The organism is Albibacterium sp. (assembly GCF_035514885.1).
In the GTDB taxonomy this organism is placed as follows: domain Bacteria; phylum Bacteroidota; class Bacteroidia; order Sphingobacteriales; family Sphingobacteriaceae; genus Albibacterium.
Genome location: NZ_DATJCH010000022.1, coordinates 1 through 17,319 on the forward strand (window position 1 = coordinate 1; position 17,319 = coordinate 17,319).

Here is a 17,319-nt window from a genome sequence, read left to right on the forward strand (position 1 = left end):
CCCCCCGACAATATCATCTCATCCCTTTGATTTTATGCTTCTAAAAGACTCCTAAGTTCATTTTGCTGAATAGTAAAAGAAAGCTTTATCGCTTTAAAATTCAATTCTACTTTTTTCTCCTTTTTATGAATCATTTTTAAAAAAGTTCTGTTGATTATTATCGATTGCGATAATTTAATGAATCCTGAATCATCCAATTCTTTGAGAACATCGCCAATGCGTTTACACCATAAAAATGATTCTTCATCATTCGTAAAAACTTTACAATAACTACCATCAGCTTCAAAGTATAAAATATCGGCTAAAGGTATAAATGTAATTGTGTCTAAACTATTAATAATAATTGTCTTTCTTTCTGCTTTCATCATGTTTTCCTTATTAATCAAACTCAAGTGTATAAACCAATTTCTCCACTTTATCAAAATCATATAAAGTAAGCCGCCTCAGGGTGTAATACAACTCCCAATAAGTTCGTATTGCGCTGAAATAAGTCAAAATGGCCATGTCTTTCTGTGCTTGTGCCTGATTCAGATCATTGATACTGATGGTACCTCTTAAATATCGCTCAACCTCCAGTTCATAGTTCTTCTCTGAAATCGCCTTGGTTTCTATTGCTATGGTCATCTGTTGCGTGTGAAGATTCCAGCGCGAGGTATGCAAGGCTATTTCCTGCGCAAACTGCATCTGGTCCTGTTCAATCTGACTTTTCACAATTTCCAAATTGGCCTCTGCCCGTAACTTCTGTGTTTTTGAATAACCCCAATCCAACAAGGGAAGAGAGAAACTAAGGGCAAAGTTTTGTTGATTTTCCAAATGATTGAACAGCTGCGTAAAATTATCGGCTCTGTTAGAAAGCCCGAAATTAGCCCGAATATTAAACTTCAGGTTACTTTCTGAATTAGCCTTGTCCAGTGCCTGTTCTGCATCCAACCTATCTAAGCGAAATCTCAATACCGATTCACTATTTTCATAGGCCTGTTTCAAAGCTTCGTCAAAGCGTACATCAAAAAGAGGAATGGAATCAGGAAGTGACAAAGTAAGGGATTCTCCTTCGGGCAAGGTAAGATAACGCAAAAACTGTTGCTGGCCCAGCACCATATCAACACTGTCCTGTGTAAGTTCTTTTTGCGCATTCAATACTTTCAGCTGCAATTGAAGAAGCTCACTCTGGCTAACCGCCCCCAGTTTAAAGCGCTCTTGGGAAATTCTATAAAGCTTTTCCGAATTGGCGAGGTTTTGTTGGGACAATGCCCTTCTTGACTGGGCAACAAAGAGGTTGAAATAATACGATACGGCCTGCAGTCCAATCTGTTCCATATCGGATATCAGCTTCTTTTGGGAAACTTCAAAGCGCAGGGGCTCTGTCTTTTTAAGCCATTTAAAACGGTTATAACCAATGGCATCCTGATTATATGAAATGGATACTGGAACGGTAGAATAGCGTACCGAACGGTTATCGCCCAAAATATCGATTCGGTCAAGTATGGAACTCAGAGATAATACACCTCCGGTAATTCCTATATTCTGTCGCATCCCCAAGTTCAGGGAACTGAAAGCCTGATTCTGGTTGACAAAAGCATCCTCACCCGTAGGCAAGGTTATCTTGCGAATGCTGCGGCTATAATTTGGAATGGTACCGTCCAAGTATAAGCTTGGCAAAAATGAAGCATTGTGGTTTCTGAAATTCCATACACTGCTCTGATAGCGGTTGGCAGCAACTTTATACTCAAAAGAGTTTTTCTGTGCCATGTGAATAGCCTGTTCCAAGCTGATTACCCTTTCCTGCGCATAGATCGAATTGACCATGCCCGTTCCCAGGAACAAAACCAGAACCTTTAATCGATACGTTATTTTCATAGCAACTCTTTAATTTTATTATTTCTTTCTTCTTCTTTTTTGTAGATTAACCAGTAGATCAGTGGTACAAAAAATAGACTTACCAGCATCCCAATAAGCATTCCACCGATCAATGCCAGTGCAAGAGGCTTTTGTAGCTCAGAACCCAAATCATGCATAAATAAGGTAGGAAGCAAAGCACCTACACTAGTTACAGTAATCATGATAATAGGTTTTAAACGTTTATGTCCGCCATCATAGATTGCTTTCTTTAAAGGTATCCCCTGCCTTCTCAATTGATTGATGGCATCTATTTTCAGAATGGAGTCATTGATAATGAGTCCATTCATGACGATGAGCCCGATCATCGACATCAGGTTCAGGCCGTTGTTTCCAAAATAGAGAAAGATGAAAGCTCCCGACATGGCGATCGGCAGTTCTATTAAAATAAACAAAGGTTGAAGCAGGGATTCAAACTGGGCAGCAAGGATAAAATACAACAACAGTACTGAAATCAAGAAAATGATGGCCATCTCTTTGATCAGAGCCTGGTTTGAAAAATAACTGCCTGTATAAACCGCTTCTACCTCTTCTTGCTGATTCATAAAACTTTTGAGGGTCGTCAAATCCTTTTCAGGTTGCTCAGTATAGATATCGATTGGATAATAAGCACCTGATATACCTGCCGTAATGGATTGATATTCTTTTACCGAACTTACTTCGATGAGGGAATTGAGCGGAATATCAACTTTATCTTGGTTTCTGATGAAATTCTCTGACAAGAGACGATCAATGGCCTTCCCACTTCCCCTGAGCATTACAACGGGAACCAAGACCTGTGCACCTTGAAAATATTCTACAAAATAAGGCTTTAAGATTGACTCCAATTCCTTATTTACATCTGAAATATTGGTTTTGTACAGGAGAGCTGTTTCTGACTTTACACGCAATACAACCTTGTCATGCAAAGCAACTGGATTGATATTGGCATCTGGGAAAAGGCTATCCAGTTTCTGCACAAGGGTTACACTTGTCTCTAAAGAGGGCATCTCCCGCTTGCCAAATGCCGCGGTTTGTATTCTTATGGGAGGTATCTCATCTGAGAAAACCGCATCAAAAGCATTCTTGCCCAGTTCAAAAGTAAGAACAGCCAGTGGATACTCTTGCTGACACATTTTTTCCAACTGTGTCTTTATGTTATTAAGTTCTTTTTTATCAAGCACTTTCACATAGAGCTTTGCTTCCCTAATACTCAGTTCGGTATCTTTCATAAAAAAGTATTGCTGCTTTCCAATCCAAGCATCTGCTACCGTCACTTTTCCTTTTATCTCCGAAATCAAATGAGCAACGCGTTTTTCATTCTCAGTAATACCAATGCTTTCATTCCAATCAACAAAAAGTTCAAAATCATCCCGACTTACCGTCGGAAGTCTTTCTTTCTCAAGGATATCAAAGAGGACAAAAGTGCTTCCAAAAAGTATAAACACAATAAAGAAGGTAAGTTTTGGAAATTTAAAGACAAATGACAAGCCACCTTCGTACCAACTGGTCACATTAACAAAAGAGCGGATTTCGTAAGGTCTTCTATTCGTTTTTATCCGATAAAAAAGCACATATAAAGGAGGAAGAAGCAGAATAGAAACGAGCAGGGAAGAAATTACGCCTATGGTAATTGAAATAGCCTGATCATAGAAAATAGCACCTGCCAGTCCACTCAAAAATATCAGGGGTATAAATACGGCACAATTAGTCAGTACTGAGGTAATCAATGGACGAATGATATCATTGGTGCCTCTTATAGCAGCATCTTCATTACTAGAGCCATTCTTTTTCTCCAGATTAATGGTATCAATTACCACTATGGAGTTATCAATAATCATGGCCAAACCCAAAATCAAACCACCTAATGAGATGATATTGATATTGATGCCCATAAAATAAAAACCAAGCATGCTGATAACCAAAGAAACGGGAATGGTAATTCCAATAAGCAAAGCTGCCCTGATTTGTCTGATAAAGACCAACATCAACAAAAAAGCCAGAATCCCTCCTAGTAACAGATCCTGTTGCAGGTTATTAATTGAAAAGTCAAGCAGCTCCGTTTGGTCATTGCTCACCTCAAATGCAATATCTGGATAATCTTTCTCAAAATTAGCAAGCTGACTATTGAAGCTTTTTTGAAGATCTTCTATTTTGGCAGAAGACTGCTTCATGATGGTCAGATTAATGCCCCGTTTGCCATTGGTATAAAAAGATCCTGTTTCATCGGCATGTGAAAAACGTATTTCGGCCAAATCTTTTAACGAAAACAACCGACCACTCACATTTAAAAGTGTGTTTTCTATTTCACGCAAGGAAAGCAGATCTGAATTAAACTGAAGGTAATACTGATAATGCCCATCTTTTACCAAGATACTTCCCAGGTTTATTTTATTCTCCTGAAAGGCCTGTAGCAAATGATTTGTTGAAATCCCCATTCCTTTCAGATAATCTTCTTTGGGAATAATCTGAACCTGCGGTTCGCTCAAGCCACTAATATCCACCATAGATATTTCGGGCTGTTGCTCCAACCGCCTTTTAATGATCTCTCTGGTAAAGCTACTGAGCTCAGCTAGCCTTGCAGTGTCAATCTCACCTGCTTTGGGATAGATATTCAACCTGAAAATTGGAATATCCGCTACGCTTACTTTATTAACGAGCGGCCTTTGAACTCCTTTGGGCAGATTGCTCATCGCCCTGTCTACCTTCTCATTAACCTCAATAAAGGCCAGGCTAATATTAACACCATGTTCAAAAACCAATCGGATCTGCCCTTCTCCTTCAGAAGAACTGCTTTCAATACTTTCCAGTCCATGCAACTGTTGCAAGTTGCTACGTAAATTAGCGATGCTATTCAGTTCAATTTCTTTTGCACCAGAATTGGGCATCTTCACACTGATATTGATCTGAGGAATATCTGCCTCGGGCAAAAGTGAAGTAGGCAAATACAGAAAGGCACTGATACCCAATAGTAAAAGGGCGAAAAAGCTAACCAGAACTGCTATCGGTCTTTCAACCAGAAATCTTACCATATCGCTTATTTATTTTTATTTTAAATTTCTTTTCTGTTTTCAATAAAGCCAACGGAAGCATTAAATAGGCTCCAAATAAAGAAAACAATAAGCCGCCAATAGTACCAGCTGAAAGGGTAAACCAGAAACCTTGTTCTTCCCCATTGATCATAAAAGGTAATAAACTCAAAATTGCCGATCCCGTAGTAATCATGATCGGCATGGCTTTGGCATTAAAAGCTTTAATATATATTTTCACTCGGTCTTTCGCATCCTTTTTTGGATAGTGCTTGTTAATAAAATTAATATCATTAATGATATATAATGCCACATTGGTAACCAGACCGCTCAACATCAATAAGGCTGCATAACCTCCCTGGTCAAACTTGAGTTCCAACAGATAGAATATCAAAAACACACCGATAAAGGAAAAAGGGATCATCAAGATGACAGCGAACGATTGACTAAACGATTCAAGCAATACAGCACAAATCATAAAGATGATTAACAGTACCAATGCAACGTACCAAAGGTTTTCTGAGCCAGATGTGTTTCCTCCCCACCATCCCATTTCATCGGGTAAAAACACCTCATAACCATGGGGAATCTGCTCATTTAGACTTTTCACTACACGCTTCTTCACCAAATCATTCAGATACCATGTACCAATAAAACGATAATGTACATTGAGCAAATATTCCTGATTATGTCGCTTGATGGAGGAGCTCAGCTTCACCTTAGAAATTTCACTAAGATCAGCAAGCTTCAACATAACCGATTCTTTGACAGGTAAAGGAGTTTGCAAGGCTGACCAAACACTAGGAGGATTTTCATAATTGGTCAGCACTGCCAATTGCATGTACTGATCATTTACAGGGATCATGCCAACAGAACTTTGTTGTTCCTCAACCGCATTAATAGATCGACTCATGTTTCCACGCCCAATCTGATAAACTGTTAAATATTCAGGATCTGTCAAGCTGATCTGATATTGCTGAATAGGCTTTCCTTCATAGCGATCCTGTGAGGAGATTAAAACATCGGCCACCCTCGGGTTCTGCAACAACGTATCGCGTACTTTGAGCGCAAGATCCTGAAGTTGACCATAATTATAGCCTTTCAGCGCAATAGTAGAATCGTAATTATCTACATTAATGGCATTACTGAACCCTTTACCTACTCCATATACTTGAAAATCTGCAGAGCCTGACATAATACTCTCAGTTTCAAGCAAGGCTTTTAAACGATGTGGAAAAGCATCTCTATATTGTTTTGTAAATAAAATATCAATCATTGCCGAATTGGGTCCGGAAACGTTGGCTGTAAAAACTTCAAGTTCCTTATCAAACTGCTTCAGATAGTCTTCAAAGCCTCTTGTCACTTCATCCATCTGAGCCAAGGTAGAGCCGTTCGGCATGCTGATCCGAACAAAAAGCTGGGTTCTTTCTTCATCGCCCGAATTGTTTGCACCTCGAAAACCTCCCATACTGCTGATATAAAGGTAGCTGACACCACCTAAATACTTATTAATGGGTTCTCTTAGATTTTTATTGTAAAATTCACTGCCAAAAATATGGTTGTAGGCCTTGCCCCATGTATTCTCTTTTTCACTTTTTTCTGGAAGCAGATAGGTTGGCAAACCAAAACATAGAATTAATAAAAGCACAAAAATCCATTTCTTTCTGAGCATGAAATGTGCCTGTTTAAAGTAAAAACGGCTAAAGCCTACCAAGCGACGTTTGCGTTTGAAAAGAACAGCACTCTTTTTTATCTGTACGGGAAACTTCTCCAATAATGCGGGTATAAAGAAATAAGCAACAGGGAGTGATACAATGAGGTTGATGATAATAGCAATTGCAAAATCTAACAGGTTTAAACGTTGAGACTCTTCCAATAAAAAGATAACGGAAAGGGCACCTAAAGCAGTAAAGGTAGAAGCCAGAATAGCTGCAAATATTCGGTTCTTTCCTGTATGACGAATATCTTCCACAATCACGATTATATTGTCAATGATAAGTCCAACAGAAATAGTAATGCCTGCCAAAGAATACAAATGAATCTCTAGTTTAAAGATGTAATAAAAGATAAAGGAAAGCAGCACATTAACGGCAAGGGATGCCACAACAATAAACATATAGCGCAATTGGCGGGTAATCAACAGCACAAAGGAAAGCAGGATAAAGACTGATAATAGGGTACGAATATAAATTTTCTCTAATTCTTTCTTTATATATTCGGTTGAATCATAATTCATAGTCAACTTATACCCTGCTGGAAGTTCTTCTTTCACCAGATCCATTACCTCTTTCACCTCTTTCGCTAATGATACAGTATTAACATGCTCCTCAGGATAAATACTGATATTGATCAAATCCTGTCCATTAATACGGTAATAGGTTCTATCGGGTTGAAAATTTTTCTCAATACTGGCTACATCTTTCAAACGAACAATCCGGCCTCCCAAATTTTTCAGTGGGAAATTCTCCAATTGGTCAAACTTAAACAAACTGCCTTCCATCACCACTTCCACCCTTTGATCATTCGCATTGACCATCCCAATATTACGGTTGGCAAGCCCCTCTCCAAGTATTGACACTAACTCTTGATGGCCCATTTGTGCAGATTGCATCTTGGCCTTATCTGTTTGAATAACAATTCGTTCGCTTTTCACCCCAGCAATATTGACCTCAAACACCCCATTTATTCTTGCCAAGAGGGGTCGTATCCTCTCCTCGGCAATCAAAGCAAGTTCATTTGTTTCAACTGGTCCATTGAGCGAATAGCCCAACATGCTGCTTTTATAACGGTTATCGTCAGGTCTATTCAGATAAACCTGCGGATAGCTGGAATTGTCAGGAAGCTGATTTTGCAATTGCCGTAATTGCGAAGAAACTTCAAAGCGAAAGAGCTCAGGATCAGTCCATTTATCTAGTTCAACATGAACCCGTGTTGAACCAGATTCTGTATTAGAGCTAATAGCCTTAATCCCCTTCAAACCAGCCAATACATTCTCAATAGGATTGGTCAGTTCCAACTCCACCACTTCTTGCGATGCACCCGGTAAACTACTATAAATGCTGACTGATGACAATGTTCTGCTTGGTACCAATTGCACAGAAAGAAAAGGGATGGTTGCCACCCCAATCAAGCAAAGCACAAAAAAAATAATAAGCGTACTGAATGCAGGAAAACCAGATTCGGACTTATTTGGATTCATAGAAATCGGGCTTTTTATTCAGTTTCGGTAACTGGTTTATCATGTGCCAGATTAAAATTGCCTTCGTATATTACCTTATCACCTTCTTTAATCCCTTCTTTCAGAGCAAATTGACTACTGTTCTCAAAAGCAATATCTACATAATTCCATATGGCAACTCCATTTTCCAAAGTAAAGACCACCTTTCGGTTCTGCCTGTCAAGCACAGCTTTCTTTGGAACCACCAACTGACCAGAAATTGCTTTTTCAATAATGACGCGTACATTCATTCCATCCATCAATTGCCCGTCACTGTTAGCTAGTTTTGCTTTGACGGTAATCATTCCCGATTGATCTACCAATGGATTGATGCTTGATATCTTTCCAGAATAAAACTGACCATTACCGCTAAAAGATTGCAAACGGATATTTCTGCTTTCCCGCACAAAATCAAGCTCCTGTTCCATCACCTGAAACTCAACTTCCAGTTGCGAATCATCTATCAGCGTACATATGTAGTCAAAAGAATTGGATAGATTATGGGGACTGGCTTTCAGGTTTGCGATTTTACCAGCGAAAGGTGCTTTCAATATGGCATTCTGCTTTTCGATAGTGTTTTTCTGAAGTTCAAGTTCGGCATTGCTCAATCCGCTTCTAAGACGTGCGATTGCCAAAACCTCAGGATTCAAAGCAGCTGTATCTTTCAATTGATAGCCTGCTCGTAATAATTGATCCTGATAATCCAACAAGGCCTGTTTATGTTTTAGTTTAACTTGGAGATAATCACGCTCTTGTTGCTCTTGGTTGAGCTCAGCAAGAACTTGCCCTATATGTACTCTCATTCCTTCTTTGATAAAAACACTTTGGATAATGCCTTGTTCTTTAAAACTAAGGTTTGCCTTGTTCACGGCGAACAACTTCCCGTTGGCTAACAGCTCTCTATTAAACGTTTGACGATTGATTATCAACACCTTTACGGAAGTAAATGACTTAGTCGGAGTAGGTGAATTTTCTTTTTCTGACGTGACTTTCTCGTTTTTATCTTTACTACTATTACAGGCTGTTACTAAAAAGCAAATAGTTAGAAATATAATAATATACAGTTGTTTCATTCGTAGGTTATTATTATAATATAAACCATAAGTTATAAATTAATAAGGCATAGATAACAAATAATTTACAATAGGTTAGTACTTGCTAAACTATGAATAAATCATTTTCGTACTAAGCACTATTGTTAAAATAAATCGCACAAATGTTTAACAATTGAAGTTTAAAAGAATTTGAGTAAAACTATGATTATCGAAAATCTGTGATTTATGTCCTTTTTTTACAGAAATTTCACCAAATATCTAATACTACTCAAATAAAACACTTGACTTTAGCAGCAACTCTACTTTGGATCATTCTTTTATAAAAGAATGATATTGTATAATTGTATTGAGGACTACGCAACGTGAAATATTTTCTGTTCAGGCCCACCAATATCTATGCGTGATTTTCCTACTGCTCCACAACTTTACATGGATTATTCAAAATAAGTTATGAATCATAAAACAACTTAAGCCAAAAAGTGTTGAAAAATTGCCAGTCTTTCTCACTTAACGAGAAATAATCTCATCCAAATAATACAATAATACAATGAGCTATCAACCCATAGAAAATTATGGAATAATAGGAGACCTTAATACCATCGCTTTAGTTGGGCTGGATGGCTCCATAGATTTTATGTGTTTCCCTGATTTTGATTCACCAAGCATTTTTGCGGCTTTATTGGATGATAAAAAAGGTGGATCTTTCCAGTTAAGCCCGTTATTTAAAGAAATGAAGACAAAACAATTGTATTTACCTGATACAAATGTTTTGCTTACGCGGTTCCTATCACCGGAGGGGGTAGCCGAAATAACCGACTTTATGCCGGTTGAAGAACTTTATAATGGCAAGGAGCTGATTAGGCGTGTTACTTCCATCCGTGGGGAAGTGAGCTATAAAATGAAATGTAATCCTAAGTTTAATTACGGAAAAAGCAATCATAGAATTCAACGAATTTCGGATAAAGAAATACTTTTCATCAGTGAGGATAAAACAGTTCTCCGATTAATAAGCTCAATTTCTTTAAAAATAAATGGTGGGGACGTTATCGCAGAATTCACCTTGCAACCAACGGAAACCGCTGACTTTTTACTAGAGCATTTAGACAAAGACCACGGCCAGGAAAGGGATTTGGAAGGATTTATTACACAAAGTTTATTTGAAACGGTAAACTATTGGAAAAACTGGATATCACAATCTACTTATAAAGGAAGATGGCTAGATAGCGTAAACCGCTCAGCTTTAGTCTTAAAGTTATTAACCTCACATAATTATGGATCAATAATAGCTGCACCAACTTTTAGCTTACCTGAAAGTATAGGTGCTTCAAGAAATTTTGATTACAGGTATACATGGATTAGGGATGCCTCTTTTTCGATGTATGCTCTAATACGACTTGGCTACACCAAAGAAGCAGGTGCTTTTATGCATTGGGTTGAAAAACTTTGTCAGGATATCAAAGGGCATAACAGATTAGGAATTATGTATTCTATTAATGGCGAGAGGCAAATTGAAGAACGGGTTCTGGAAAATTTTGAAGGTTACCAAAAATCTTCTCCCGTCAGGATAGGAAATGATGCATACGGTCAATTGCAATTGGACATTTATGGGGAATTATTAGATTCGGTCTACCTCTATAATAAATATGGCGAGCCTATTTCCTACGATTTCTGGAAAGATCTTGAAAAGCAAATTGATTGGCTCTGTGATAATTGGAATCAACCGGATGAGGGTATTTGGGAGGTTAGAGGAGGGAGAAAAAATTTCCTTTATTCTCGTTTATTGTGCTGGGTGTCGTTTGATAGAGCCATAAAAATTAGTGAGGCACGTTCATTCCCATTGAATAGTAAATGGAGGGTAGAACGTGATAAAATCTACAATAGCGTTTTCTCAGAATATTGGAATGAAGAAAAACAGTCGTTTATGCAATTTCCTGGATCTGAAACGGTCGACGCTTCTACATTATTGATGCCGCTCGTTCGTTTCATTAGTCCCAAAGATCCACGCTGGCTCTCAACTATGAAGAGAATTGAAAAAGAGCTGGTTTCAGACTCTTTAGTATATCGCTACCGGCCGGAAGTTGCCGCTCCAGATGGCTTTGTTAGCCATGAAGGAACATTTTCAATGTGTTCATTTTGGTATGTCGAATGTCTTTCTCGTGCGGGCCAATTGGAGAAAGCAAGGTTTTACTTTGAAAAAATGTTAGGATATGGTAATCACTTGGGTTTATATGCTGAACAATTAGGTTTTCAAGGGGAACATTTAGGTAATTTTCCACAAGCTTTTACCCATTTAGGTTTAATAAGCGCTGCCTATAATCTGAATCATCAATTAAACGATAGTCGTAATAAAAACGTTAATTTCTAAAGTATGAAAGCAATATCATTAGTGCCGGGAACCTCAAACATTTCGTTAAAAGATGTGACAGAACCGGTAATCCAATATCCGGATGAAATAAAGATGAAAGTTTTACAAGTTGGAATCTGCGGTACAGACAGAGATGAAGCTACAGGCGGAAGGGCTAAAGCGCCAGCCCGCAAACCTGAATTAATTATCGGCCATGAAATGTTTGGCCGGGTTGTAGCAGTTGGAAACGATGTAAAATCCGTACAGGTAGGTGAATATGGAATATTTACAGTTCGACGAGGCTGCGGGAAATGCATCGCCTGCAATAATAACCGCAGCGATATGTGCTTTACTGGAGAATACACAGAAAGGGGTATTAAAGGTGCGGATGGGTTTCAATCTGAGTTTGTTATAGATAAAGATCAGTACTTTATAAAAATACCTGATGAGATTAAAGACATTGGAGTATTAACTGAACCGATGTCTATCGCAGCTAAAGCAATAGATGAAGCGTTAATTATCCAACAGGCCAGATTTAAGAATTTCGGCAGTTCTGAAAATTGGCTCAATGGTAAAAAGGCTTTGGTAGCTGGCATTGGCTCAATTGGTTTACTAGCAGCTTTTGCACTTCGTTTAAGGGGTGCGACTGTCTACGGAATGGATATAGTAGATGAAAACAGTCTGCGTCCGCAGCTTCTTAAAGAAATCGGCGGAAAATATATAAATGGCAATGAAGTAGATGTAAATAATTTAGATGAGAAGCTAGGCCAGGTTGATTTTATCTTTGAAGCTGCAGGTATTGGTAAGCTGCAGATACAATTGATAGATGCCTTAGGTATTAATGGGATTTATATAGCTACCGGTATTCCCGAAGGTACAAGACCGGTAACCGTGAACGGCGCAGACCTGATGCGTCAATTGGTGCTAAAGAACCAAGTCGTCCTAGGCAGTGTCAATGCAAGCATTGACCATTACAAACTAGCGGTTGCAGACCTCGAAGGTTGCAAAAAAAGATGGCCAGAAGCTACTGATCAGCTGATAACTGAACGCATTCCGTATACTGACTTTAAACAAGCTCTCCATGATCATAAAACCGATGAAATAAAAGTCGTTATTGAATGGGCACAACAAATATGACTTCATAAAGGTAAATTGCGATGTAATTGGACTGGATTTATACAGCGCTATTTTCTAAAAACATCGTTTTAATAAAATCCACCTCACCGGTCTCCACATTATAAAAAGCCCCTAAAACGCCTATCTCTCCTTTTTCATACATGTCATGAAGCACCTCACTTTTATCCAAAATTCCTGCTATCGTATGTTCTACGTGCCGAGACGCTACGAGATTAATTCCCTCGATGGACGCTAAATCAGTGTCGGCATGGTGTTCTTTTACGTATTCAATTGAAGGACTTACTTTCTCAAGAAGATTTGTCAAATGTCCCAATTTGGTTTCTTTACAGGCGCCAGTGATGGCCCCGCATTTGGAATGTCCTAATACTACGATCAGTTTAGAACCAGCAAGCTTACAAGCGAATTCCATTGAACCTATAACATCCTCGCTAATCACATTCCCGGCGATACGTACACTAAATATATCACCAAGACCCTGATCAAAAATAAGTTCTGCCGAGGTCCGACTATCAATGCAACTTAAAATAACAGCAAAGGGAAATTGGCCATTCTTCGTTTCGTTTACTTGTTCGAGCAAATTACGGTTGGCTTTTAAGTTATTTACAAACCGTTGATTCCCTTCTTTTAAAAATGACAATGCCAATGAAGGTGTTATTGATCTTTGATCTTCTATGTTATGTAATCTCATGATATTGTATTGTTTTTTTTACAAAGGTAGAAATCATTCTAAGAAATATGAATAGTTACTAACAAGGCTTGGAGAAATAAGAGGAACACCGCATTGATTCCTATTCTGTTACGCCACGAAGGAAAAATTATATGCAACCAGATCCATCTGGTGCTATCGTAAGAATCTGAATCCTGAATCAACCTGCTTAAATCAATGACTTTTCAATATCCTTAGGCGTTATAATCTCCATTCCGTTTAATGTATATACTAATAACTATGAATAGTTTCTGCAATGAAATAGTTATAAATATAAAACTTTTCCACAATTATAAATTTATAATACATTGTTAATCAGATACATAATATAAATTGTTTGTAATGTTTATAACATTCAGTTAATTTACACCTAACACAAAGCAACATTTTAACTTATATTTGTGATGTTTCAATTATATGATTATAGACCTCCAAGCCTATATCAATCAAATGAAGCTGATCCTGAAGACAAAAAAGATTGGATAGTACGACAAACCTATCGGTAGTTAATGCTAAGTAAAGCTATCCTCGTCAATTCTTAGTAATTTAAAAACAGAAAGGAGGTCTAAATACTATGAATGAAACCATTATCGAAAAAGATGGTAAGCGTTACAAAGTAGTCTTTTCTAAATATACAACTAGAAACGGCAAACGAGTTTACCATCCAAAAGGTAAAGTATACCGTTTCTTAGTTGAAATTAAGTAGACTAACGGTGCGTTGATTATCTGGTTTAAGTTTCCAAGCAGAACCAGGTAAGCATCTACTAGAACTGATTAGGAGTTTGTCGACCTAATCAGTTTTTTTATGAAATTAAAGAGCTTGTATTTTAGTTATATAGAAGCCGTCATCCAAAGGAAAATATTGTTCAATCTGGATTCTTACCCCAATCAATAAATCATAAATTTTATTTGTTCCTTTTACTTCCATAGTATTCTCGTTGAAGTAACAAGGAATACCGTAAATTTTTGCAAGGTGTGTGAATTCAATTATATTTTCTTTCATCATTGCTCTCGGAAAACAATATAAATTTTTAATTTATTTAAATTTTAAATCATTAAAGACTCATAGAAACAACATACTCTATTCATGATTGTTTCACGCTTGCTTAAGTGTTTTGCGTCATCAAATTAACGATGTTTATTTTGATTTCCAAAATATTTATTGGAATATATTTGCAATTAAATTATAAATTAAATTTTATATAGATAGTAACATATTTACTATCAATTACTTATCTATTTAATTTACAAGTTTTCGACTGTCCTTTCTGATTGTGAAACTTTTTTCTATCTTTGCCGCCCGCTAATATAAAAACAGCACATTAAATACCCTCGATTAATTTAGGAAATGTCGTGATTAAAATATGGTTTTTTACCTCTATATTTTGGCTATACACCCTACCCTCATCATCTTGAAATTCAATTACAAACAATATTTGATCTTCATATTCGAGTGAAAAGATCTCAGGCAATGTAGCTGGAGAATAATGTAACTCCCAAATATCAACTCGTTGTATTTCTTTATTTATAAGATCCATTTCTCTGATTACAGCTCGACAATTAAAATTAAATGGTGTAGTATTTGTTAGAAAAAACTGATATTCATCAATAGTCTCCCATTGCCTTTATATTTTTCATGCTTTATCTTAAAACAAGGTCTTATTTCCCTCCTTGCCTTTTCTGAATTCTGCTGATTAATAATTCTCTGTTGCTCTTTATTAATTCCCATTTGTTCCAGCAATGTCCAGATAAGTGCACCGGCAGATACCAGCGTGATTACAACCATTGCCCAATCGGCACAAGTTCCTGAAATAGATGAGGGAGAATGAAAGAAAAAATTAAAATTCATATATAATTAATTTGACCTGATCATCCCTTTTTTAAATAATGGATAGCCACAATATAGATTATTTTGCGCTTATTATCTTTAATTATAAATGACATCAATATCATTCCAAAAAATAACAGGATTACTATTGCGAAGTATGCAATAAATTTAATTGTAGTTTCATCTAAACTTAAAATCTTATAATTACTCTTCATAAGATTTAATCCTTCCAAATCAGCATTAAAAGAAGTAATATATAATATACTCATTAAAATACAAAAGTTAAGAAAGAAAAACAAGGTCACATAATGATATATAGTTTTTAAAGTATAGACTACAAATTTCTGATAGTCGTTTTTCAAGAGCGCTATCAATTCATTATCCTTATTTTTTCTAATCTCGACTGATTTTGCATAGCTTGTGTAAGCATGTTTATAATATTTAGATATTTTTTGTTTAATAAAGTCTTTTAAAATATCTAATACTAATGCACCAATTAAAGCGGTAATCCACCATTTAATTGATAGCACAGAGTCTACGAATTCTTCCATGAAATTTAGGTTTATATTGAATACAAATTTAGATTTAAAATTCAAATTAAAAAGCTCCACCATTACGATGAGACTTCTACTAATATAAACCAATACATGCCGTCTTTTCTGCTGTCACTATTTTTTACACTTGAACTATCTGTTGATATTGTTTTATCAACGCGCAACCTCACCAGCTTTGGCATCTGATACCTGAATACTCGCGCCATTACGTTGCTTGCTTTCGCAAACAGAGCAAATGGTTGCGGATGCTGGACTCGAACCAGCGACCTTGAGCTTATGAGGCTTACGAGCTAACCAACTGCTCCAATCCGCGATATATGTAGTCTTTCCTACTGTCAGTCTTTGATATTCATTACGGCAATGATACTTAGGATGCGACCGCTTGATAAAATGTTGAGATGCAGACTTGTATTAAAACTTGTATTAGACTTGCTTTACTTGACAGAACACTTACAGAACATTTCTAGCGCTAGGTCTGCGCTTTTTAGGCTGTTGTAGCGCAGACATAGCTATTAGATCCCTGTCTTTACATTCATTAATCTAATACGATGTAGGAATATGTTATGTCTAAAGCCAAATCTGCTATTTTCTCCATAAAATAAATTACCAGCTCTTGCATTTATGCAATTTATATTTAACTTTGAAAATAAAAGTACTTTCAAATGAAGGAAAAGGATTACATTCGAGACATTGCCGAGATACACTCCATGATGGAGCGATCTTCAAAATTCCTTTCGCTCTCAGGCTGGGCAGGTGTACTGGCAGGCATTTATGCCTTGTCTGGTGCTTATATCGCATATATGCTGTTCCATTTTAATCCTGTTCAAATAGCATACAGCAATCCCGAATTGCCTGCCAACTTATCAAAAGTCGTAATATTAGCTATCATAATTTTAACCTTGACTATAGGCTCAGCCATTTTACTTTCCAGTAAAAAAGCTAATAAAAGAGGTGAAAATCTCTGGAATCCTACTTCTAAGCATCTTTTAATAAGCATGGCAGTTCCGCTTATTTCAGGCGGCATTTTGATTTTGATTTTAATCTCTCAAGGATTAATTGGTTTGATTGCTCCGTTTACTTTAATATTCTACGGACTTGCACTATACAATGCTGGTAGATATACATATGGAGATTTGAAAATCTTGGGCCTTATCGAGATAGGTTTAGGAGTAATTAGCTCATATTATGTAGAATATGGCTTAATATTATGGGCAGTCGGGTTTGGAATTATGCATATCATTTATGGTATCCATTTGTATTATAAGTACGAAAAGTGAAAATATCAATTACGGGTTTAAATAAAGCGTTTGAAAGCAGAATCAAGCTCGGCATTATGTCAGCATTGGCTGTTAACAATATGCTTGATTTCAACTTACTAAAGGAATACCTTGATGTAACAGATGGCAATTTAGCCAGCCATATCAAGGCTTTGGAAAAAGAAGGCTTTATTGATATTGAAAAGTCTTTTATTGACCGAAAACCAAACACTAAATATTTTATGACTAAGAAAGGTAAGCAAGCCTTTGATAATCATCTTAAAGCATTACAAGAATTGATAGAATTACAAAAATAAC

Annotated in this window: 13 protein-coding genes and 1 tRNA gene; 4 read left to right on the top strand and 10 right to left on the bottom strand. The window is 36.9% G+C overall.

Annotation, left to right across the window (positions count from 1 at the left end):
- Positions 1-32: 32 nt before the first annotated feature.
- The 5 genes from VL047_RS10080 to VL047_RS10100 are packed head-to-tail and all read right to left on the bottom strand — an operon-like array spanning position 33 to position 9,194.
- Positions 33-368, bottom strand: coding sequence for a LytTR family DNA-binding domain-containing protein (locus tag VL047_RS10080; RefSeq protein ID WP_325360204.1), 336 nt, complete (start codon positions 366-368; stop codon positions 33-35).
- A gap of 10 nt (positions 369-378) precedes the next feature.
- On the bottom strand, positions 379-1,857 hold the full coding sequence (locus VL047_RS10085) for a TolC family protein (RefSeq protein ID WP_325360206.1): 1,479 nt from the start codon (positions 1,855-1,857) through the stop codon (positions 379-381).
- A complete protein-coding gene (locus VL047_RS10090) occupies positions 1,854-4,907 on the bottom strand; it encodes an efflux RND transporter permease subunit (protein WP_325360207.1) in 3,054 nt (1,017 codons plus the stop codon). The genes VL047_RS10085 and VL047_RS10090 overlap by 4 nt, the downstream gene beginning before the upstream one ends.
- On the bottom strand, positions 4,888-8,103 hold the full coding sequence (locus VL047_RS10095; protein WP_325360209.1) for an efflux RND transporter permease subunit: 3,216 nt from the start codon (positions 8,101-8,103) through the stop codon (positions 4,888-4,890). Before VL047_RS10095 ends, VL047_RS10090 begins: the two co-directional genes overlap by 20 nt.
- A gap of 14 nt (positions 8,104-8,117) precedes the next feature.
- Positions 8,118-9,194, bottom strand: a complete 1,077-nt coding sequence (locus tag VL047_RS10100) for an efflux RND transporter periplasmic adaptor subunit (protein ID WP_325360211.1) — start codon at positions 9,192-9,194, stop codon at positions 8,118-8,120.
- A gap of 529 nt (positions 9,195-9,723) precedes the next feature.
- On the opposite strand from VL047_RS10100, the gene VL047_RS10105 reads away from it, so the two are divergent.
- Positions 9,724-11,541 carry a glycoside hydrolase family 15 protein gene (locus tag VL047_RS10105; RefSeq protein WP_325360213.1) on the top strand — a complete coding sequence of 606 codons (1,818 nt, stop codon included), beginning with the start codon at positions 9,724-9,726 and terminating at the stop codon, positions 11,539-11,541.
- 3 nt (positions 11,542-11,544) lie between these two features.
- On the top strand, positions 11,545-12,657 hold the full coding sequence (locus VL047_RS10110; protein WP_325360215.1) for a glucose 1-dehydrogenase: 1,113 nt from the start codon (positions 11,545-11,547) through the stop codon (positions 12,655-12,657).
- Positions 12,658-12,694: 37 nt separating this feature from the next.
- Here the strand turns inward: VL047_RS10110 and VL047_RS10115 are convergent, their stop codons facing one another.
- The 5 genes from VL047_RS10115 to VL047_RS10135 form a co-directional block, all read right to left on the bottom strand.
- Positions 12,695-13,345 carry a carbonic anhydrase gene (locus VL047_RS10115; protein WP_325360217.1) on the bottom strand — a complete coding sequence of 217 codons (651 nt, stop codon included), beginning with the start codon at positions 13,343-13,345 and terminating at the stop codon, positions 12,695-12,697.
- 1,340 nt (positions 13,346-14,685) lie between these two features.
- Entirely contained in the window at positions 14,686-14,901 is a 216-nt protein-coding gene (locus tag VL047_RS10120) for a hypothetical protein (RefSeq protein WP_325360219.1), read from the bottom strand.
- A 47-nt stretch (positions 14,902-14,948) separates the two neighbouring features.
- A complete protein-coding gene (locus tag VL047_RS10125; RefSeq protein WP_325360220.1) occupies positions 14,949-15,212 on the bottom strand; it encodes a hypothetical protein in 264 nt (87 codons plus the stop codon).
- A gap of 20 nt (positions 15,213-15,232) precedes the next feature.
- Positions 15,233-15,742: a hypothetical protein gene (locus VL047_RS10130; RefSeq protein ID WP_325360222.1), complete on the bottom strand. Its 510-nt coding sequence runs from the start codon at positions 15,740-15,742 to the stop codon at positions 15,233-15,235.
- A gap of 239 nt (positions 15,743-15,981) precedes the next feature.
- A tRNA-Met gene (locus VL047_RS10135) sits at positions 15,982-16,058 on the bottom strand.
- A 349-nt stretch (positions 16,059-16,407) separates the two neighbouring features.
- On the opposite strand from VL047_RS10135, the gene VL047_RS10140 reads away from it, so the two are divergent.
- Positions 16,408-17,022: a hypothetical protein gene (locus VL047_RS10140; RefSeq protein WP_325360224.1), complete on the top strand. Its 615-nt coding sequence runs from the start codon at positions 16,408-16,410 to the stop codon at positions 17,020-17,022.
- Complete coding sequence (locus tag VL047_RS10145; protein WP_325360226.1) at positions 17,019-17,318, top strand: transcriptional regulator; 300 nt, start codon at positions 17,019-17,021, stop codon at positions 17,316-17,318. The genes VL047_RS10140 and VL047_RS10145 overlap by 4 nt, the downstream gene beginning before the upstream one ends.
- Position 17,319: the final 1 nt, after the last annotated feature.